This window comes from Corynebacterium sp. CCUG 61414 (genome assembly GCF_024453945.1).
Lineage (GTDB): Bacteria > Actinomycetota > Actinomycetes > Mycobacteriales > Mycobacteriaceae > Corynebacterium > Corynebacterium pseudogenitalium.
The window spans coordinates 395,049-414,217 of the sequence record NZ_JAGPYU010000001.1 but is presented as its reverse complement, the minus strand read 5'-3'; the positions used below and the strand labels follow the sequence as shown (position 1 = coordinate 414,217).

20 protein-coding genes and 1 tRNA gene are annotated in these 19,169 nt (G+C 55.7%); 7 read left to right on the top strand and 14 right to left on the bottom strand.

What is annotated here, in order from left to right; genetic code table 11:
• Positions 1–15: 15 nt before the first annotated feature.
• Positions 16–1,260, bottom strand: coding sequence for a M18 family aminopeptidase (locus tag KBX14_RS01990; RefSeq protein ID WP_256020415.1), 1,245 nt, complete (start codon positions 1,258–1,260; stop codon positions 16–18).
• A 44-nt stretch (positions 1,261–1,304) separates the two neighbouring features.
• On the opposite strand from KBX14_RS01990, the gene KBX14_RS01985 reads away from it, so the two are divergent.
• A complete protein-coding gene (locus KBX14_RS01985; RefSeq protein ID WP_070976926.1) occupies positions 1,305–2,114 on the top strand; it encodes a RecB family exonuclease in 810 nt (269 codons plus the stop codon).
• A gap of 29 nt (positions 2,115–2,143) precedes the next feature.
• Here the strand turns inward: KBX14_RS01985 and KBX14_RS01980 are convergent, their stop codons facing one another.
• The 9 genes from KBX14_RS01980 to KBX14_RS01940 all read right to left on the bottom strand — a co-directional run bounded on the left by KBX14_RS01980 (position 2,144) and on the right by KBX14_RS01940 (position 11,146).
• Positions 2,144–3,835: a formate--tetrahydrofolate ligase gene (locus KBX14_RS01980; RefSeq protein ID WP_070976923.1), complete on the bottom strand. Its 1,692-nt coding sequence runs from the start codon at positions 3,833–3,835 to the stop codon at positions 2,144–2,146.
• 15 nt (positions 3,836–3,850) lie between these two features.
• Positions 3,851–5,164, bottom strand: a complete 1,314-nt coding sequence (locus tag KBX14_RS01975; RefSeq protein WP_070362460.1) for an anaerobic C4-dicarboxylate transporter — start codon at positions 5,162–5,164, stop codon at positions 3,851–3,853.
• A gap of 104 nt (positions 5,165–5,268) precedes the next feature.
• Positions 5,269–6,690, bottom strand: coding sequence for an aspartate ammonia-lyase (gene aspA, locus KBX14_RS01970; protein ID WP_070362459.1), 1,422 nt, complete (start codon positions 6,688–6,690; stop codon positions 5,269–5,271).
• A 101-nt stretch (positions 6,691–6,791) separates the two neighbouring features.
• The gene (gene hisG, locus KBX14_RS01965; RefSeq protein WP_070362458.1) at positions 6,792–7,640 is read right to left on the bottom strand and encodes an ATP phosphoribosyltransferase; all 849 of its coding nucleotides are present in this window, start codon (positions 7,638–7,640) and stop codon (positions 6,792–6,794) included.
• 12 nt (positions 7,641–7,652) lie between these two features.
• The gene (locus KBX14_RS01960; RefSeq protein WP_252930882.1) at positions 7,653–7,916 is read right to left on the bottom strand and encodes a phosphoribosyl-ATP diphosphatase; all 264 of its coding nucleotides are present in this window, start codon (positions 7,914–7,916) and stop codon (positions 7,653–7,655) included.
• A gap of 41 nt (positions 7,917–7,957) precedes the next feature.
• Positions 7,958–8,626, bottom strand: coding sequence for an HAD family phosphatase (locus tag KBX14_RS01955; RefSeq protein ID WP_246814877.1), 669 nt, complete (start codon positions 8,624–8,626; stop codon positions 7,958–7,960).
• On the bottom strand, positions 8,619–9,002 hold the full coding sequence (locus KBX14_RS01950) for a hypothetical protein (protein WP_070477117.1): 384 nt from the start codon (positions 9,000–9,002) through the stop codon (positions 8,619–8,621). The genes KBX14_RS01955 and KBX14_RS01950 overlap by 8 nt, the downstream gene beginning before the upstream one ends.
• Positions 8,995–10,224 carry a cysteine--1-D-myo-inosityl 2-amino-2-deoxy-alpha-D-glucopyranoside ligase gene (mshC, locus tag KBX14_RS01945; protein WP_256020411.1) on the bottom strand — a complete coding sequence of 410 codons (1,230 nt, stop codon included), beginning with the start codon at positions 10,222–10,224 and terminating at the stop codon, positions 8,995–8,997. The genes KBX14_RS01950 and mshC overlap by 8 nt, the downstream gene beginning before the upstream one ends.
• A 64-nt stretch (positions 10,225–10,288) precedes the next feature.
• Positions 10,289–11,146 carry an undecaprenyl-diphosphate phosphatase gene (locus KBX14_RS01940; protein ID WP_256041742.1) on the bottom strand — a complete coding sequence of 286 codons (858 nt, stop codon included), beginning with the start codon at positions 11,144–11,146 and terminating at the stop codon, positions 10,289–10,291.
• Here KBX14_RS01940 and KBX14_RS01935 point away from each other — a divergent pair.
• The 5 genes from KBX14_RS01935 (at position 11,145) to KBX14_RS01915 (ending at position 14,849) form a co-directional block, all read left to right on the top strand.
• Complete coding sequence (locus tag KBX14_RS01935) at positions 11,145–12,227, top strand: YncE family protein (protein ID WP_256041741.1); 1,083 nt, start codon at positions 11,145–11,147, stop codon at positions 12,225–12,227. The genes KBX14_RS01940 and KBX14_RS01935 overlap by 2 nt on opposite strands.
• 2 nt (positions 12,228–12,229) lie before the next feature.
• Positions 12,230–13,339 carry a quinone-dependent dihydroorotate dehydrogenase gene (locus tag KBX14_RS01930; protein WP_256041740.1) on the top strand — a complete coding sequence of 370 codons (1,110 nt, stop codon included), beginning with the start codon at positions 12,230–12,232 and terminating at the stop codon, positions 13,337–13,339.
• Between the two features lie 107 nt (positions 13,340–13,446).
• A tRNA-Leu gene (locus tag KBX14_RS01925) sits at positions 13,447–13,532 on the top strand.
• Between the two features lie 68 nt (positions 13,533–13,600).
• The gene (locus KBX14_RS01920) at positions 13,601–14,257 is read left to right on the top strand and encodes a TVP38/TMEM64 family protein (protein WP_070363517.1); all 657 of its coding nucleotides are present in this window, start codon (positions 13,601–13,603) and stop codon (positions 14,255–14,257) included.
• A gap of 43 nt (positions 14,258–14,300) precedes the next feature.
• A complete protein-coding gene (locus KBX14_RS01915) occupies positions 14,301–14,849 on the top strand; it encodes a MarR family transcriptional regulator (RefSeq protein ID WP_070362453.1) in 549 nt (182 codons plus the stop codon).
• Here KBX14_RS01915 and KBX14_RS01910 read toward each other — a convergent pair.
• From KBX14_RS01910 to KBX14_RS01900, 3 genes are read right to left on the bottom strand one after another with little or no spacing between them, the layout of a single operon-like run.
• Complete coding sequence (locus KBX14_RS01910) at positions 14,827–16,032, bottom strand: SPFH domain-containing protein (RefSeq protein ID WP_176754853.1); 1,206 nt, start codon at positions 16,030–16,032, stop codon at positions 14,827–14,829. The genes KBX14_RS01915 and KBX14_RS01910 overlap by 23 nt on opposite strands.
• Complete coding sequence (locus KBX14_RS01905; protein WP_070977209.1) at positions 16,032–16,463, bottom strand: NfeD family protein; 432 nt, start codon at positions 16,461–16,463, stop codon at positions 16,032–16,034. The genes KBX14_RS01910 and KBX14_RS01905 overlap by 1 nt, the downstream gene beginning before the upstream one ends.
• A 26-nt stretch (positions 16,464–16,489) precedes the next feature.
• Complete coding sequence (locus KBX14_RS01900) at positions 16,490–17,335, bottom strand: DUF3097 domain-containing protein (protein ID WP_256041739.1); 846 nt, start codon at positions 17,333–17,335, stop codon at positions 16,490–16,492.
• A 33-nt stretch (positions 17,336–17,368) separates the two neighbouring features.
• On the opposite strand from KBX14_RS01900, the gene KBX14_RS01895 reads away from it, so the two are divergent.
• The gene (locus KBX14_RS01895) at positions 17,369–18,118 is read left to right on the top strand and encodes a hypothetical protein (protein WP_070362450.1); all 750 of its coding nucleotides are present in this window, start codon (positions 17,369–17,371) and stop codon (positions 18,116–18,118) included.
• Here the strand turns inward: KBX14_RS01895 and KBX14_RS01890 are convergent.
• Positions 18,108–19,160, bottom strand: a complete 1,053-nt coding sequence (locus tag KBX14_RS01890) for a ferrochelatase (RefSeq protein ID WP_256041738.1) — start codon at positions 19,158–19,160, stop codon at positions 18,108–18,110. The two genes, KBX14_RS01895 and KBX14_RS01890, sit on opposite strands and share 11 nt — an antisense overlap.
• Between the last annotated feature and the right edge of the window lie 9 nt (positions 19,161–19,169).

Below are 19,169 nucleotides of genomic sequence, written 5' to 3'. Positions count from 1 at the left end.
GTTGTTCAGTATGCCTTACACTCGTGCGTCCGTGTAAAAGGCGTGGAGCGCCTGTACAAACCACTTCATATCCTCTACCCCACACATTTCACGGGCGGAGTGCATCGAGAGCAACGGAACACCAACATCCACGGTAGGGATGCCAAGGCGCGTCGCGGCGATAGGTCCGATCGTCGAACCGCAAGGGACGTCGTTGTTTCCGACGAACACCTGGTTCGGCACACACGCCGCCTCGCAAGCGCGAAGCCACGTTGCCTCAGTTTCCGCGTCGGAGGCGTAACGCTGATTTGCGTTCACCTTCAGGACAGGCCCGGCGTTCAGCAAGGGGCGGTGCGAAGGATCGTGCTTTGTTGCATAGTTCGGGTGCACCGCGTGAGCCGCGTCGGCTGAGATCATCGAAGACCTAGCGCAGAGGCTCAGGAAGTCATTGACCCCCAGCCCGGACGCGATTCGTCGTAGGAATCGCTCGAGTAGTGGGCCTGCTGCGCCCGTCGGTGAGTTTGAACCGACCTCTTCGTGGTTGAACGCGACGAGAACCAATACATCGGAATGTGTTGCCTCACGTTGGGCTTCAATCAGCGCTTCTAGGCTCGCCCACACACTGGTAAGGTTGTCAAGCCGACCAGCCATCAGCATGTTACCAATCACTGCACCAGGCTGCGTATCTACCGTAATCAGCTCGTGCGCAGCAATTGACTCGCCACCCAACCCAATTTGCTCACTGATGACTTCCAAGAGCGGACGATCCACGCCGAGCACCGGCTGCGTGTGTTGTTGGCGCTCAACCGGAGGCGTATCCGCTCGGTACAAGTGAATTGCGAGGTTCGGGACCCGAGCAATCGGACCAGAATTTACCAAGTGGGTCTTCCCACTCGCGTCCACCACACGCCCCGCAAAGGCAAGGTCACGGTCGAACCAACTCTGCAAAATCGGCCCGCCGTAGACCTCAACTGCCACCTGATGTATCCCCTCTCCCTCAACGTCAGGCCTCGGCTTCACCATAAGCCCCGGGGAATCCGTATGTGACCCAACAATCCGAAATCGGCTGGTCTCGGAGTCAAACTCTTCGGGTATCCACCACGCTATGACTGCCCCTCCTTCGACGGCCACATGGCCACCCGGAGTTGTGGGAGATGCAGTGGAGCTGGCGTCGTCAAGAAATCCTTTGCCTACGAGCAACGAGCGAACTTGGTTAGCTGCGTGGAACGCGCTCGGGCTCGCACTAAGAAATCGAAGAAACGAATCAATCGATGTAGTCATACGTGCGAGTCTAGCTCGAGAGAAACCACTAGGATAGGACGAATATGAAAGCGAAACCGTTAGCCCTGTCCCCCTCGCGCGCGTCCGACTACCAGCAGTGCCCACTGCTCTACAGGCTGCGAGCGATCGACAAAATCGAAGAACCCAAAACTGAACCCCAGGTCAAAGGCACCCTCGTGCATGCCGTCCTCGAGGAACTGTTTGGGATGGAACGCGAACAACGCACCTACCCTGCGGCGGTGAAACTCATCGTCCCCGCATGGCAGAAGATGTGCGAACAGGACCCCAGCGTTGCAGACCCCATCGAGGACGAACAACTGCTTTTTATCGACGCCCGCACGCTCCTACGCGGATATTTCCAGATGGAAAACCCACTTGGCTTTGACTCACACAAGCAAGAAATGTATGTCAATACTGTGCTGCCCAACGGTGTGCCCGTGCGAGGCTTCATCGACCGCGTTGACGTCGCGCCAACTGGTGAAATCAGGGTCGTTGACTACAAGACCGGCAAGAAACCACAGCCAAGGTTCTCACACGACGCGAAGTTCCAGATGCGCTTCTACGCACTGGTGTACTGGCGGCTTTTCAACGAAATACCTGATCAACTGCGGCTCATGTACCTCAAGGTGGCAGATTCACTCTTCCTTACCCCTTCAAGTGAAGAACTCGAGTACTTCGAGCGCGACCTCGGTGAACTTTGGGCCAAAATTACCCGTGACGGTGAATCCGGACAGTTCCGACCAAAACGTTCCAGGCTCTGTGATTGGTGTGCGTTTCAGGCGTACTGCCCGGAGTTCGGAGGGACGCCACCGCAGTACCCTGGGTGGCCGGGGTCCGCGGCGGATGTGGAGTAAACACCGCGACGGACCACTGCAGGCTAAAACTAGAATAGCCCCTTGATGTTGCCACTCGAATCGACATCAATGTTGTTGGCTGCTGGTTTTTTCGGCAGGCCAGGCATTGTCATCACAGCACCAGTGAGTGCTAGTACGAATCCGGCACCCGTACGCGGAATGAGCTGACGCACATGCAACGTGTGGCCCTCGGGCGCTCCGAGGCGAGAGGGGTCGTCGCTAAACGAGTACTGCGTTTTCGAGATACATACCGGTAGGGCATCTGCGCCACTCGCACGCAAGTTCTCGAGGTCTTTCCGCGCCGCATCCGAGTATTGAACATCTGCCGCGCGGTATACCTCGCGGGCAATCGTCTCGATTGACTGCTCGACGCCTTCCTCCGGGTTGTACAGCGACGAAGAAGCACCGTCGACCAGGTTGTCAAGGACCGTCTTTGCCAGCTTCTCGGCGCCTTTACCGCCATGCGCCCATACCTCGGCCTCTTCCAGTGCAACACCGAAATCCTTTGCCCACTTTGCCATCCAAGCGCGTTCGCGATCCGTGTCAGAAGTGAACAGGTTGAGCGCCACGACAGGGCGGACACCAAATTTACGAAGGTTTTCGACGTGCCGCTCAAGGTTCACAATGCCCTTCGCCAGCGCATCAATATTTTCAGCCTTGAGATCGGAGCGGTCAACACCACCGTTGTACTTGATAGAACGGATAGTGGCGACCACTACCGCGCCAGCCACGTCGAGGTCACCGTAATGTGACTTGATATCGAAGAACTTTTCCGCGCCGAGATCAGCCCCGAATCCCGCTTCCGTAAAGACGTAGTCAGCACACTTCTGTGCTGTCTTCGTGGCAATCAAGGTGTTGCAACCATGGGCAATGTTTGCAAACGGACCGCCATGGATAAATGCAGGAGTGCCACCCATGGTCTGCACAAGGTTCGGCTTCAATGCGTCTTTTAGCAGCGCTGTCATAGCCCCGGCTGCATTAAGCTCACCCGCAGTCACCGGCTTGCGATCGTAGGTAAAACCGACAGTGATTTGTGCCAGGCGTTCGTGGAGGTCGTCAAGGTCGTTCGCAAGACCGAGGATTGCCATAATTTCCGAAGCCGCAGTAATCGTAAATCCAGTCTCCGTCGGTACTCCGTGGGCTGGTCCCCCCAGACCAGTTACTACGTTTCGCAGGGAACGATCGTTGACGTCCAAGCACCGCTGCCACGTAATACGCCGCGGGTCGATATTCAACTCGTTGCCCTGGTGAATGTGGTTGTCGATCATCGCAGCCAACGTATTGTTCGCACTGGTAATCGCGTGGAAGTCCCCAGTGAAGTGGAGGTTAATGTTCTCCATCGGAACCACCTGCGAGTAGCCACCACCTGCCGCGCCGCCCTTCAAACCCATCACAGGGCCGAGAGAAGGTTCCCGCAAAGCAACAATGGCGTTCTTGCCGAGGTTTGTAAACGCATCAGTTAAGCCAATCAGTGTGGTGGATTTCCCCTCCCCCGCTGGGGTTGGGGAAACACCTGTGACAAGAATGATCTTGCCTTGCTTATCGTCCTTGACAAGCGAGGGGTCGACCTTGGCCATGTACTTGCCATATGGAATCAGCGCATCTTCGGAAATACCGGCCTTGAACGCAATAGTGGAGATCGGTTCAAGCGTATGCGCTTGAGCGATCTCCACATCAGTTAGAACTTCGGACTTGGGGCTGTCGTGATGTTGTGTAGACATGCCCCTAGTTTAGCTTTAAATCAGCACCGCCCCAATGAGGTAGCCGAGAATTACCGAGACTGCGATGCAGACGATACCCGGCAGAATGAATGGGTGGTCGAAGACGTACTTGCCGATTCGGGTCGAGCCTGTATCGTCCATCTCCACTGCTGCAAGCAGGGTTGGGTACGTCGGAAGCACGAACAGTGCGGACACTGCTGGGAATGCTGCAACAGCGGTGAGCGGGCTGACGCCAATTGCGAGAGCAGCTGGGATAAGTGCCTTCGCGGTGGCAGCCTGCGAGTAGAGCAGAGATGCGGCGAAGAACAGAACGACTGCGAGCAGCCATGGCTGTGCCGTCAGGACGTCACCAGCAATGTTTTGAATGTCCTCAATGTAGTGGTTAATAAAGGTCGTACCCAGCCATGCAACACCAAGCACACACACAGAAGCAGACATGCCGGAACGGAACACCTGGGTGTTCAAGACCTCAGCTGCGCGAGACTTCGTAATAAGCAGGATCGCAGCGGCAGCGGAAAGCATGATCGCCATGATTGCCTCGTTACGAGGGACGGTTGGGTTCTCGATGAGACCGATCTGATCGGAGATGATCGTCGCGTAGAACATAACGATGACAATCGCGACAAGGAAGATCCACACGGAGGCCTTTGCGCCATCCTTCGGCTTGTAGCTGTCTTCGGTGGTGCTCGACTTTGCTACGAGACCGTCTGCGAGGCGACGCTGGTACACCTCGTCGTCAACGAGGTCCTTACCAAGCTTGTTCGAAACCCAAGCGGTTGGGAAAATCGCGAGGAAGGTCGCAGGAATCATGACGCCGAGCAACTGCAGGTAGCCGACGCCCAGAGGCTCAAGCACGGAGGCCATAAAGACGACTGCTGCCGAAATCGGGGAAGCCACGATTGCCATCTGCGATGCGATGACTGCGACCGAAAGCGGGCGGGATGGGCGAACTTCGCCCTCCTTAGCAACCTCAACGATAACTGGAAGAGTGGAAAAAGCGGTGTGGCCAGTGCCTGCCAGCACGGTCATCAACCAAGTAACGATTGGCGCGTACACCGTGACGCGCTTTGGATTGCGGCGTAGGAACTTCTCAGCGAGGTACACGAGATAGTCCATGCCCCCCGCCAGCTGCATTGCAGAAATAGCAGCGATCACACACATGATGATGCCGATGACATCAAAGGGGATGTCATCGGCGGTTACGGACATACCAGTGAGTCCGAGAAGCAAAACGCCAAGGCCACCGGCAAAACCGATAGCAATGGAACCCATCCGGGCGCCGAGAACAATGGCGCCGAACAGGATGATGAGTTGTATCACAAGTAACACAGGAACTCCCCTGATTCGGTCGAATTAGTATTCGCTTCCATTATCGCACTAAGAGGCGATAACTACCGAATCAGGGGAGTGTGAGATTTACTACTTTTGGTTGATTAGTCCTCGTCGAAAAATTCGCCGCGGTACTCTGGGTGCATCAAGTTGTCCTTGCCCAGCACAACCTTCAGCTCCTCCTCCGTGAGCAGGCCACGCTCGAGAACAAGATCACGAACGCTCTTACCCGTAGCAGCAGCTTCCTTACCGATGACGTCACCATTGTGGTGGCCGATCACTGGGTTCAGGTATGTGATGATGCCGATGGAGTTGTTCACAAAGGCCTCACACACATCCTTGTTAGCGGTGATGCCAACGATGCACTTCTCACGCAGCGTACGGACTGCGTTGGTGAGGAGACGGATGGAATTGAACAGGGCCTCGGCAACTACCGGCTCCATGACATTGAGCTGGAGCTGGCCAGCCTCAGATGCGGTCAGGACGGCAACGTCGTTGCCGAAGACCTTGAAGCACACCTGGTTTACAACCTCAGGGATGACAGGGTTCACCTTCGCAGGCATGATCGAAGAGCCAGCCTGCATTTCCGGCAGGTTGATCTCGTTCAGGCCAGCACGTGGGCCGGAGGACAGCAGGCGCAGGTCGTTACATACCTTAGAGATCTTCATCGCGGCGCGCTTCAGTGCGGAGTGCATCCATACGTAGTCGCCGGTATCGGACGTTGCCTCAATCAGGTTCGGTGCGCCCTTGATATCCAGCTTGGTGACTTCCGCGAGAGCCTCAACGATCTTCTGACGGTAGCCGTCTGGAGTGTTGAGCTCGGTACCAATTGCGGTTGCACCGAGGTTGACGGTCAGCAGTGCTTGTGCTGCGGACTTGATGACGTCCAGTTCCTCCTCAAGCAGTGCGCCGAAGCCAGTGAATTCCTGGCCGAGCGTCATCGGGACTGCGTCCTGGAGCTGGGTGCGCCCCATCTTGATGATGTCGTCGAACTCTTCACCCTTAGCGTTGAGCGCCTTGGTGAGCTCCTCAAGCTCGGTCAGCAGGCCCTGGACGGCGTAGTACACACCGAGGCGAAGGCCGGTCGGGTATGCGTCGTTGGTGGACTGGGACATGTTGACGTCATCATTCGGGTTGATGATGTCGTAGCTACCCTTTTCTTCACCGAGGATCTCAAGAGCGAGGTTTGCGACAACCTCGTTGGTGTTCATGTTCAGGGACGTGCCAGCGCCACCTTGGAACTGGTCGATTGGGAACTGGTCCATGCAGCGACCGTTGTCGAGGATCTCGTCGCAGGCCTTGACGATGGCGTCCGCCTTCTTCTTTGGCAGAACGTGGAGGCGGTTGTTGGCCAGTGCGGTGGCTTTCTTTACTTCCACCATGCCACGAATGAACTCTGGCAGGTCATTGATGGTCTGGCCGGAGATCGGGAAGTTGTGGACGGCACGCAGGGTGTGGATGCCGTAGTAGACGTCGGAGGGCACTTCGAGTGTGCCAAGCAGATCTTCTTCAATTCGATTACTCATGCCACTGATTGTACGCAAATTCGACGCTATACAACTTTTGGGCCACCTAGTCACCCCAATAATAGGGATAGGGGTGACTTATCGGTGATTAATTGAAAATCCTATAGGCGTGCAATGCGCAGCTGAGTGGCCAAAATGGCTTCCGCGCCAATTTCAGAGAGAGCGTCCATAACCGCATTCGCTTGGGTTCGCGGAACCATAGCGCGCACCGCGACCCAGTTGTCGCGCGACAGCGGCGAGACAGTCGGCCCCGTCATGCCTGGTGTAAGTTCGCTGGCTTTGTCGAGGTCATCTCTGCAAATGTTGTAATCGAGCATCAGGAAGTTCTCTGCGTTCAAGATGCCGCGGATACGCTGAAGCACTACCTCATGTTCGTTTGCTAGCGTTACGCCCTTACGCTTGATGACGACGGCTTCGCTGGCAAGAATGGGCTCCCCAAATGGTGCCAGCCCATGTTGTCGTAGCGTCGTACCAGTGGATACGACGTCAGCAATAACGTCCGCGACGCCCAACTTGATCGAAATCTCAACAGCGCCGTCAAGCTCAATGACTTCCTTCGGAGTGATGCCGAGCCCGTCAAGATAGTCAATCACGAGGTGCGGGTATGAAGTTGCTATCCGCTTACCTTCCAAATCAGGCACCGCCCACGTTTCAGACTGCGGGGCAGCAAACCGGAATGTCGATGCACCAAAGCTCAACGGAAGTACTTCTTCTACTTCGGCATGGGAATTGAGTGCCAAATCTCGCCCAGTGATACCCAGGTCAAGGTGGCCTTGAGCAACGTAAATAGCGATGTCGTTTGGGCGCAGGAAGAAGAACTCAATACCGTTTTCTTCATCCCAGATATTCAGGGCTTTTGACGTGCCCCTCCCCTTGTAACCGGCCTCTTTGAGAATCTGGAGCGCCTTCTCTGACAAAGAGCCTTTATTTGGAACCGCAAACTTAATCATCAGGCGAAATCCTTAGAGGTATTTATAGATGTCATCAGGGGTAAGACCTCGTTGCAGCATCATTACCTGGGTCCAGTACATCAGCTGGCTCATTTCCTCCGCCAGCTCCTCGTCAGACTGATACTCGGCAGCGATCCACACTTCACCAGCTTCTTCGATGATTTTCTTGCCGATGAAATGGGCGCCCTTCTCTAACGCTTGCACCGTGCTTGAGTCAGAGCGCTTGGAGTCGGCAGTTTCAGTGAGCTGAGCAAAAAGTTGATCGAAGTCCTTCACGCACAACACCTTAGCGGAAACAGAAGAGCTTTGAGCGCGGTTTATGGCGCGGAATACCACCTTGCAACATCATGAAGTGTCGCAGACTGTAAATCGCTGAAGGTGATTCTTGTGGCCGGCTTCGGGACATAGTCGGCCAAGCCGAGCACCCGTGCACCTGCCCTAATCGCTGCTTGCATTCCCGCCTGAGAGTCTTCAACTGCGATACAGCGCGACGGCTCAGCACCAACCAATTGCGCTGCTTTCAGATACATATCCGGAGCTGGTTTTGGGTTGGATACCTCATCTCCAGTCACGGTTGCTTGAAAGTAATCGTTTCCGATGAAGTCAATGCAGGTTTGAGCGAGCGCGCGTTCCGTGTTCGTCGCAATGGCCATCGGAATGCCATGGTCCCGCAGTATGTCAAGGACGTGGCGTATTCCCGGGTTCAGCTCAATACCTTGCCCTAGGAGTTGCTGCATCCGTTCTTGCATCCACCGCTTCAGCCGCTCTGTATCTCCGGGCTGCAAGGAATACCCGGTCCAAGTAGTGATGATGCTCAACGCTGTGGGGAAACTGACGCCCTCCGCTTTTCGACGCTCCTCCGCAGAAAGCCTCTTGCCCAAAAACTCAGACAGCTCAAAGGTTGCTTGCGCCCAAAGCGGCTCGGTATTGATGAGCGTCCCATCCATATCCCACAGCACAGCTTGGGGAGCGCGAACCCTACTCACGATTGAACAGCTCCTGGACGACGGATGGATCCGCGCCAATCTGTGCCGAGACCTTCGCGAAAATTCCCTCGATGTCCGACATCTCCTCTGGCTCGAGCACGGCATATTGATGCTTAGCGTTGAACTCTTCAAGATTAGCAATGAGGCCCGTGTAGAGGTCGCTGATGGTGGCGTCGTCAACCGGCTGCGCGACGAGCGACGCAGTGTCGAGAAAAATCTCGAGGATTTCACGGAGCTCAGGTAATACGGCAGGGTCAAATGGGGCTTCCCAGAGTTCGAGGTCCTGCTCTTGCAAATATTCACCGGATGCAAACACCCTCAAATCCTCGATGAACTCGTCGACATCGGATTGGAATGTGGATCGGAGACTACTCATCGTTGCTGCCTACCTTTACACCGAGTAAGCCTTCGATAGCTTGTCGAAGTAACCCGTTGTAATCGCCTTTGGCGGCGTCGATAATTTGAATCGCAGTTGGTGTGTCGAGGTCGTCAGCAAGGGCCTGGCGCAAATCTTGAATTGTTTGCTCCACGCGAGACTGCTGATCTGTCTGAGAAAGAATTGTGTGCCACGACTTGAGTCGATGCTCTGCTTGATCGAGTGCCTCGTAGGAGAAATCGCGGTCTTGGCGATAGTGGCCGGAGAAGACGGCAAGGCGAATCGCAGACGCTGAGTGTCCCTCTTCTGTTAGCTTGTGCACAAAGACGAGATTGCCGAGAGATTTCGACATCTTCACTCCCTCAAGCGCGATCATTCCCGCGTGCACGTAGTGGTGTGCCATCCGTTGTTCTCCAGTCGCAGCCTCAGCATGCGCGGCAGAAAACTCGTGATGTGGAAACGCTAGGTCCGAGCCTCCGCCTTGGATTGCAAACGGTACGCCGAGACGGTTCGCAGCGATGGCAGAGCACTCGACGTGCCAACCTGGGCGGCCGGGGCCGAAGGGAGAATCCCACGCGGGCTCCCCTTCCCTGTGTCCACGCCACACCAGCGCATCGAGTGAGTCTCGTTTCCCCTCACGGTCAGGGTCTCCCCCGCGCTCGGCAAAGAAATGCTCCATCTGCTCGCGCGTCATGTTTGACTCGTATCCAAACTGTTTGGTTGCGGTGATATCAGCGTAAATATCACCGTGGTCTAGGCGGTACGCTGCGCCGACGTCGAGCAAGCGCTGCACCATCTCAATGACCTCATCGACGGTCTCCATCGCGCCAACATAGTCCTGAGGCGGGATGACGGAGAGCACTTCCATGTCGCTGCGGAAAAGGTTGATCTGTTCCGTTCCCAGCTCGCGCCAATCGACGCCGTCTCGCTCCGCGCGCTCGAACAATGGATCGTCGACATCGGTGATGTTCTGCACGTAATGAACGTCGTGGCCGTTAGCAAGGAGCTGACGATAGACGAGATCAAAGGAGAGGTACGTAGCTGCGTGTCCAAGGTGAGTGGAGTCGTATGGGGTGATGCCGCAGACGTACATCCCCACCTTCCCCGAGTGATGGGCAGCTGTGTTAACGGGCTTTACCACCCTATCTGCGGTGTCATACAGAGACAGCGGCACCGGAGTACCAGAGACAGCAGGGACAACAGGTTGTGGCCAAGAATGCATAGTGACCACCATACCGCGGCACGCTCATGATGCGCGGTTACCGGCGTTCAAAGGCAAGCATTGCCTACACCGGCTGCATAGCTCCGGTAGCCAGCAGCACCATCACGATGATGCCAAGAGGTATGCGGTACGCAGCAAACCAGGAGAATGAGTGGTGCGAAACAAACTTCAGCAGCCAAGCAATGGAAATATATCCCAAAACAAATGCGATAGCGCTTCCGACGAGCAACTGCAGACCTGTTGCTGCTTGCCCTGCTAGCGGGTCAAACGCATCCGGTAGTGAGAAGATGCCTGATGCGAGCACAGCCGGGATAGCTAAGAGGAACGAAAAACGAGTTGCTACTTCCCGCTCAAGGTTCAAAAAGAGACCGCCCGAAATAGTGCCGCCTGAACGCGAAACACCCGGAATGAGAGCTAAACACTGCCACAGGCCCATCACGATGGCATCTTTTACTGTCAGCTGCTCGAAGCTACGCTTTTTCGTCCCGCGCTTTTCCGCCAAGATGAACACGAACGAAAACAAAATGAGAACCGTTGCAGTAATCCAAAGGTTACGGAAGTTCTCACGGATCAAGTCTTTCAGAGCAAAGCCAAGCACCCCGACTGGAATAGTGCCAGCGATGACCATCCACCCCATCCGGTAATCGAACCCGCGCTTCGTCTTATCAAACAGTCCGACACACCATCCAGAGAGGAACCTCCAAATATCCTTCGCAAAGAAGACCAGCACAGCGAGTTCGGTGCCGAGCTGAATGACAGCGGTAAAACTCGCGCCAGCGTCCTCGCCCCACAAAAGCTCGGACACAATGCGGAGGTGGCCTGACGATGAGACTGGAAGGAACTCGGTTAAGCCTTGGACGACCGAGAGGACAATCACTTGAGCCCATGTCATTGACTCTGCTAACTGAGAGGCGGCAATCATGTTGGAAAACCTTACCCGTGCGGAGAAAAATCCCCACATGCGTACAGCATTGATAAGGTTGACCTCCGTGAGAACAAAACGAAAAGTCGCCTTAATGCTGCCCATTATGGCCGTAGCTTTGGCTGTTGCGGCGTGTACTCCTGATGTCGTTGACCCAAATGACGCCATAAGTATGGGTAGCGCTGAACCAGTTGCGTCACCCCCTTCGGCACATCCTGACGGCCAGTTGCTTCAATTTGGCACCATCGTCGATGTGGATCAAACGAACGACTTGATTGGTGTGCGCACCCCGGATGCGCTTTACGTTGGGACCAGCGCACAATTCGAAGAAAACCGAGTAGAAGAGTTCAAGTTGGAGGATGCTTGCGGTGAAGTCTCGGCAAACGCTGGTCAGTTTGCGGTAGGGTGCGGAGATTTCATTGCCATCATTAACAAAGAGGGGCTTCAAAAAGTTGCTACCGACCACCCGGTGACTGTGGCAACAGTCGCCTCGGACGGCAGTGTTTTAGCCGGAAGCGACAGTGCGAAGTCAGTGTGGTTGTATAGCAACGGTGAGCTCAAAAAGGAGTTTTCTGTCGCGCGCGAAACTGACCAGCTGCAGGCTGTTCCGGTAGATGGTGGTGCCGATTCCGTTGTGCGCGTGAACACATTTGACACCACCATTCAGGACCTTGATTGGGGCACAGGACGTCAGGGGGCAACGTTGCGTGCTGGGCTTGGCGTCGGCAAGGTTGCTGCTGGAGAGCACGGTATGGTGCTCGCTGCGGACGCGACGGGTAACCAGCTACTCGTGTACACCACCAATGAAGTCATCCGTCTCCAGCAGAGTGTGCCGGTGCCCTCCGGAGCGTGGGACGTCGCGTGGGATAGCGCTAATAAGCTTGCGTGGGTGACTTCAACCGAAAGGAACCTGGCGACTGCCTATGACATTTCCCACGGCGTCCCCGTTGAACGTGCTCAGGTCAGTACAGTTCCAGATGCACAAAGTATTGCAGCGCTCTCTGACGGAACACTCATTATCGGATCTGCGTCAGGTAGTGGCCTGCAAATAGTTTCCACTGAAAGCATTGAGGCCAAATAGAAATGAATCAACGCAATTTGTACGACACGGTATATGGGCTCGCACTTCGGGGAATGTTTACAATTCCGCCTGAGCGCATCCACGACATCATCATGGGCGGACTGAAAACCCTACAACGCCTAACTCCCCTCACCCGAGCTATGACTCGTGTCGTACGTGTCGACGGCCCGCTTCTCGAGCAGACGTTGTTCGGCGTGCGTTTCCCCGCCCCGGTGGGTCTCGCTGCAGGATTCGATAAGAACGCGGAAGCTCCGGACACGTGGTCGGCGATCGGTTTCGGTTATGCGGAATTAGGAACTGTGACCCCGAAGGCGCAGCCCGGAAACGAACGTCCACGGCTCTATCGCTTGCCGAAGGACAAAGCGATCCTCAACCGAATGGGCTTCAACAACGATGGCGCGCTGAGCATTGCAGAGCGTCTCCGAGCCCGGAAGACTCCTGAGATCGTTGGAATCAACATCGGGAAAAATAAGCTCTCCGAGGACGCAGTTGGCGACTACCGAGCTACCGCGACTGTGCTCGGCCCTCTGGCGGACTACCTTGTGGTCAATGTTTCTTCCCCAAACACCCCTGGGCTTCGCAACCTTCAGTCAGTTGAATCGTTGAGGCCAATCCTTGACGTGGTTACTACGGCAACTACGACGCCTGTGCTGGTAAAAATTGCTCCTGATCTCAGCGACGAGGATATCGATGCAGTTGCAGATCTGGCCGTCGAATTGAACCTTGCCGGCATCGTGGCGACCAATACGACCATCTCCCGCGAAGGCCTTCGAACCGATGCTGCCGAAGTGGAAGCCATGGGGGCGGGTGGTATTTCCGGCGCGCCGCTCAACAGCCGCGCGCTGGAGGTTTTGCGGCGTCTCCATGCGCGAGTCGGCGACCAACTCGTACTGGTCAGTTCCGGTGGCATTTCGACACCAGAGCAGGCATGGGAGCGTATTACATCCGGCGCAAGCCTTCTCCAGGGGTATACGCCGTTTATTTACGGTGGTCCGGGGTGGATCTACCGAATTCACAAGGACTTACAGAAGCAGCTTAAAGCCCATGGACTTTCCAATATTACAGATGCTGTTGGCTCCGAACTCCCCTGGATCGCCTTGAACTCCGACTAGCTTGGTGGCCTACGTTTGGGCACTTGTACTGGCGATTTGCATCTTGAATCAACGTCACTCTATAGTAGTGCAAGTGCCCAGCCGAGAGGTTGAAAGCAAAACACCCAGCCCGGGTGGCGGAATGGCAGACGCGCTAGCTTGAGGTGCTAGTGTCCTATTAACGGACGTGGGGGTTCAAGTCCCCCTCCGGGCACAATGACCGGCTTCCTCCAGGAAGCCGGTTTTTTGTTTAGGCCGCACTTAAAGACGAAGGGCAAACGGATGCGCCAACAGTCACCACTACGCGTGATGGTCATTTTGGTACTTCTCGCAATTGCACTGTGGGTGTGGCGCTTCTTTGAAATACCTTCGCTGTCGACGTTTCGCGAGTGGGCTGATAGTACGGGAGCCTGGTTCCCAGTCGTTTTCTGGTTGCTCTACGTACTCATCACACAGTTCCCGATCCCCCGTACGTTGCTCACCATTTCCTCCGGTGTTCTGTTCGGTGGTTGGTTTGGGATTCTGCTCGCTATCACCGCAACGACGGCCTCAGCAGGTCTTTCGCTAACTGTTGTGCGGTTTCTTTTACGTGACTGGGTTGAGAGCAAAATTTCTCACCCCAAGCTTCACATGATTAATGAACGGTTGGAACAGCGCGGTTGGCTGGCTGTAATGAGCCTGCGACTCATCCCCGGTATCCCTTTCTCGGTCATGAACTACGCTTCAGCGCTAAGTAGAGTCCGGCTTTTGCCGTTCATGGGGGCAACGCTCATCGGCTCGGCTCCTAACACGATTCTCGTTGCATTGTTCGGAGACACGTTGAGCGGAGATGCAAACCCAGTACTTCTCGGCGCAGTGTTTGCATTATCGGTTCTTGGCGTGACAGGACTGATTATCGACGCGCGCCACCCGGCGAAGCCGCGTCGAATAGAAGAGTAAAGGCTCGAGCGTGTACTTTCTTGAAGCACGCTAGTATGTACGCATGATTGCTGTGCATGCACGTTACCGTGGTCGCGAAAAAGGTCGCGCCGCGTTCGTCGAGTCCTCGGCTCACGCGCTCTCGACGCTTCCGGGTGTTTCGCCGTTCGAAGTCATTGGCGTTGAGGATATCCGCACAACAGTGGATGGGCCGGAGACGGCACTTAACCTCATTATGGCGCTGCTGTCAGATGGTAATTGGGCTGTCGGCCTGGGAATCACGCGCAGGCGACGTGCAGAGTTTGCCGCCACTGAGGCTGTCGGCACACGTGCAGCGCAAGTGAAAGTTATCACGGATGCTCATGCGCCTGACACCGAGGCAGAAGACATCTCAGCGACGTTTGCCCTGCTGGCGCACATTCTGCATAAGCGAACGTTTGAAGGCCGCGAAGCCACATCGCTCGTGCGCTCTGGGCTCAACCAAAATGAAGCCGCAGCGCAACTAGGTATTTCTAAACAGGCAATGAGCCAGCGCCTGCAGGCCGCCGGGTGGCAGGCCGAGCAGGCTGGCTGGAAACTCGCGCTACACCTTATGCGTCGCGCGAGTCATTAGATTCAATTGCCCGGTGTTCGCCCTTTTGGGCAACTTGCGGCGTTTCGGTTGGGGTAGAGACTTCGTCGAATGCGCTTGTTGGATCCGGGTCGTCGACGTGCTTGTTCGCGACGGCACGCGCCTCTGCAAGTGCCCGAGCAAGTTCGGGATCAGTGGAGGTATCAAACCACTGGTCCGTGCTGTCGTCTTCGCCGGCCATAGCGCGCGTTTGTGAATCTGCACGCTGGGGTTCGTAGCGGAACACTCCGTCGCTGTCCTTGCCAGCGAACGCCTTGGCGAACTGCTCCAAAGAATCGCCAAAGCTGTTCGGAATCATCCACATCGTTGATGCTTCATTGGCCGCGATCTTAGGCAGCTTCTCCAGGTACTGGTACGCAAGCATCTCCGGCGTCACCTCTGAGGACTTGATCGCCGCGTTGACTTTCTGAATGGCTCGCGCTTCACCTTGCGACTCAAGATATTTCGCCGCACGCTCGCCTTCCGCGCGTAGAATCATCGCCTGGCGCTCAGCTTCAGCCGCGAGAATAGCAGCGTGCTTCTCGCCTTCAGCAGAGAGGATTCGTGCCTGCTTTTCACCTTCGGCAGTCTTGATGTCCGACTCGCGCTTACCTTCGGCGGTAAGGATCATGGCGCGCTTTTCGCGGTCGGCTTTCATCTGCATTTCCATCGATTGCTGAATAGATGGTGGCGGATCAATCGCTTTCAGCTCAACGCGGCTAATACGCAGTCCCCACTTGGCGGTAGCAGCGTCAAGCTCACCCCTCAGACGCCTGTTAATAGTTTCTCTCGAGGTTAGCGTTTCCTCAAGTGTCATCCCGCCGACGACATCACGCAACGTCGCGACGGATATTTGCTCAACACCTACCAAGTAATTATCGACGCCGTAAATAGCCTTTGCCGGATCGTTAATCTGAAACGTCACCACAATATCAATTGCGACGGTGAGGTTGTCCTGCGTAATTACTGCTTGCGGAGGAAACGAAACGACCCTCTCGCGCGTATCAACGCGCGCTCTAACACGATCAATAAACGGCACCAGTAGTGTTAGCCCACCGGAAACGGTCCGTGTATAGGACCCCAGACGTTCAATAACTGCTGACTCACCTTGCGGGATTAGCTTCACAGATGCGAGCAGCACCGCGATTACCAAGATGAGCAGCAGCCCCAGTATTACCAAGGCCATTATGGCGACTCCTTCCATACGACGGCGATTGGGCCGTCAATATCTGAAACGATGACTGTGGAACCAGACTTAATGGTGTGGCTTGGATCAATTGCTCTCGCGGACCAAAGCGATCCGTCCAGTTGAATCTGACCGCTGCTCGGCGTGATCTCCTCAACCACTTGTGCACTCGCGCCAATGAGTGATTGGCCAAGCTCCCCCACCGCAGATGGGCGGCGCAAGCGCCTGTGCAAGTAAGGCCGGAGGAGGAACCAGAAACCGGCCGAAGCAACTACAAACGCCCCGATTTCAACCCCCAAAGGCACCCCGGCAAGCGCAATAGCAGACGTAGTAAGCGCCCCTGCTGCAATCATGAGGAACGTGAACTCCCCTACGGCGAGTTCAGCAACTGCGAATGCTACGGCAATGCCTAGCCAAATAAGACTACCCACGGCTTCACTATACAAAAACGATTCGGTCAGCAGTCGGATTTCTTAAGCTGCGGATTGGTGACAAAATCCACGAGTCGCTCAACTGCGCCGATAAGGGTGGAATCAAGATCTCGGTATGTCTCGACAGCATCGTAGACACGCCGCCAGCCATCCTTCGGGCTGCCCCACCCGGCACGTTGGCAAACCCCTGTCTTCCAATCCTCTCCGTAAGGCACCTTTGGCCAGTTCTTCAACCCAACTCGTTCCGGCTTTACGGCTTCCCAAATGTCGATGTATGGGTGGCCTGTGACAAGTACGTGTGGGCCTACCCCCTCGACGAGGCGGGACTCTTTTGTGCCGTCGATGAGGTGGTCAGCAAGCACACCGATGCGTCGCCCCGGTCCCGGGTGGAACTCCTCCAGCCTGTCGCTCAAGTTGTCAAGCCCCTCAAGATACTCAACGACGACACCTTCGACTTTGAGGTCGTGCCCCCATACCTTCTGTACGATAGCGGCGTCGTGAATACCTTCCACCCAAATACGGCTAGGCTGCGCAACTTTCGCTTTCGCGTTAACTACTTCTCGTGAACCGGAGTTTGAGCGGGTGCTCGATTCCTGCTGCGGAGCGACATAGCGGTGTAAGGAGACTCGCTGTCCCTCTACTTCGAAGGCTCCGGGAAGCATCTTAAAAAGGCGTTGTTGTCCGTGCCTGTCCTCGAGACGAACGAAATCACCGTCGTACGTACGCTCAAAACCAACTACGGCTCCCACGAATTCGTCGCCCACAATCTCGACGATGATGCCTGGCTCTGCGGGGATGCTGGGATACTTGGGCTTCTTGTTGCGCGAATGCCCTTGGAAAATATCTCCGCTGTAACGATTATCCGGTGTCATAGTGGCACTAGTCTATCGGTTACCATCAGACGAATGAATCTTCGCGCGCATGTTTACTCGCCACTGCAAAACACTGCGGTGTGGATCGCAGCGTGGTTGTATCACGTGACGTCGACAGACGAAACGCTCGCAGCACTTGACGAGCTCGGTGGAGGCCACCATTATGGCACCGGTGGGGGCGTAGAATTGCTCACCGAAATTCGCAGGGTAGCTAATCTTGAGTCCCGCGAGCCGGTCGTGCGGCTAGTCCTAGGTGGAGCGGGCGACACTCCTGCTCTGTGGGCTCATACAGCAGCGGCGGAAGCAATGACGGATGCAGGAGCCTTGATCATCATCGGGGCAGAAGGGCTCTATCACATTCTCATTCCGAGCTTCGAAACAGACGGCGTGCACTGGCGTTGGTTCGAGGATTATCGACGCCCACCCGAACCAGACTGGCTATCTCCTGGTGAGGCCGACCAAATGCTGAGAAGCGCAACAGATCAAGCTGCGATGATGATTGAGGCCGTCGCCCAGCCCAACGAAACGCTGTCCTCACCCCGACTGACGGTCGGCCATATCACCGATTTCTATGACACCCCAGGATTGCCAATTGCCACCACGCCAAGGGCAGCGCAGATTTTTGCGCGCGCGGATAGAGTCTCGGCGATCGTTGAGACGGTGACAGATCGGCTGGGAGATCACTCTTTTGATCAGCACTTGCTCGTATTGGGAAGGAGCATCCGAAGAGCGCGAACAGCAGGCGTTGCGGAAGCCGTTCGCGATTTTCGGGCTACTCGGTAACGCGCGGACGAATCGGAGCGCAGCAATCAGTGTGGCAAGGAACACCATTTTCGGTGCAGCCCTGCACCGAAATCGTGGACAGCGTAGGAGGCGTCGTGCCGCGGCTAATGCATTCTGCAATGTCAACGATCATCGATGCGAACCGCGGCTCGAGACCGATAGTCGGGACCCTGGTGAATTCAACGCCGAGCTTGTCGCACTCAGCCTTCAATTCGGTATCGAGATCCCACACAACCTCCATATGGTCAGTCAAGAACCCGATCGGCACGCAAACGATGTGAGTGACTCCCTGTTGATGGAGCTCCTTGACGCGGTCGATAATATCGGGCTCTAGCCACGGAGTCTGCGGGTTGCCGGAACGCGATTGCCAAACGTTTTCGTAAGTCTCTACTCCTGCATGCTCGGCGACGAGGCGCGAAGCCTCAAGGACCTGTCGCGAGTAAAGATGTGCGTCCTCGTGGCCGCCAGCGGCGGCATCTGCAGCTGTGGGAATTGAGTGCGCCGAGAAGAGGATCCGGGTCGTTCGCAAAGCCTTGTCATCAAGTGACTCCATTGCTTGCTTCAACGAATCACCCATGAGCCGGACAAACGTTGGGTGCCCGTAGAACTGCCACAGTTTTGTGAAATGCAGCTCAGGGTGTGTCTGGTGCAACCGAGCAATATCCTCATCATACTGACGGCAAGCGGAGTAACCGCCCCAAGCGCTCGTAGCGAAAACAAGGATGTTCCGATGCCCAGCTTCTGAGATTTCGCGTGCGGTATCTTCCGCGAAAGGATGCCAATTCCGATTTCCGAAATAGACCGGAAGATTATGCCCCCGCCTACTCAGCTCGGCACGAAGCTGCTCGATGATTTCTAGATTTTGGCCATTAATTGGGCTCACTCCACCGAAGTGGAAATAGTGCTCACCAACTACTTTCAACCGCTCTTTCGGGATGCCCCTGCCGCGTGTGACATTTTCGAGGAATGGAATTACTTCGTCCTCCCCTTCTGGTCCACCGAAAGAGAGCACGAGCAACGCATCGAAATTTTTGAATGCCATGGGGAATGA

Bases quoted from the DNA above. Each gene is read 5' to 3' on its own strand.
- KBX14_RS01990 (WP_256020415.1), bottom strand. From the start codon at position 1,260: ATGACTACATCGATTGATTCGTTTCTTCGATTTCTTAGTGCGAGCCCG.
- KBX14_RS01985 (WP_070976926.1), top strand. From the start codon at position 1,305: ATGAAAGCGAAACCGTTAGCCCTGTCCCCCTCGCGCGCGTCCGACTAC.
- KBX14_RS01980 (WP_070976923.1), bottom strand. From the start codon at position 3,835: ATGTCTACACAACATCACGACAGCCCCAAGTCCGAAGTTCTAACTGAT.
- aspA (WP_070362459.1), bottom strand. From the start codon at position 6,690: ATGAGTAATCGAATTGAAGAAGATCTGCTTGGCACACTCGAAGTGCCC.
- hisG (WP_070362458.1), bottom strand. From the start codon at position 7,640: ATGATTAAGTTTGCGGTTCCAAATAAAGGCTCTTTGTCAGAGAAGGCG.
- KBX14_RS01950 (WP_070477117.1), bottom strand. From the start codon at position 9,002: ATGAGTAGTCTCCGATCCACATTCCAATCCGATGTCGACGAGTTCATC.
- mshC (WP_256020411.1), bottom strand. From the start codon at position 10,224: ATGCATTCTTGGCCACAACCTGTTGTCCCTGCTGTCTCTGGTACTCCG.
- KBX14_RS01935 (WP_256041741.1), top strand. From the start codon at position 11,145: ATGTTGGAAAACCTTACCCGTGCGGAGAAAAATCCCCACATGCGTACA.
- KBX14_RS01940 (WP_256041742.1), bottom strand. From the start codon at position 11,146: ATGATTGCCGCCTCTCAGTTAGCAGAGTCAATGACATGGGCTCAAGTG.
- KBX14_RS01930 (WP_256041740.1), top strand. From the start codon at position 12,230: ATGAATCAACGCAATTTGTACGACACGGTATATGGGCTCGCACTTCGG.
- KBX14_RS01920 (WP_070363517.1), top strand. From the start codon at position 13,601: ATGCGCCAACAGTCACCACTACGCGTGATGGTCATTTTGGTACTTCTC.
- KBX14_RS01915 (WP_070362453.1), top strand. From the start codon at position 14,301: ATGATTGCTGTGCATGCACGTTACCGTGGTCGCGAAAAAGGTCGCGCC.
- KBX14_RS01910 (WP_176754853.1), bottom strand. From the start codon at position 16,032: ATGGCCTTGGTAATACTGGGGCTGCTGCTCATCTTGGTAATCGCGGTG.
- KBX14_RS01900 (WP_256041739.1), bottom strand. From the start codon at position 17,335: ATGACACCGGATAATCGTTACAGCGGAGATATTTTCCAAGGGCATTCG.
- KBX14_RS01895 (WP_070362450.1), top strand. From the start codon at position 17,369: ATGAATCTTCGCGCGCATGTTTACTCGCCACTGCAAAACACTGCGGTG.
- KBX14_RS01890 (WP_256041738.1), bottom strand. From the start codon at position 19,160: ATGGCATTCAAAAATTTCGATGCGTTGCTCGTGCTCTCTTTCGGTGGA.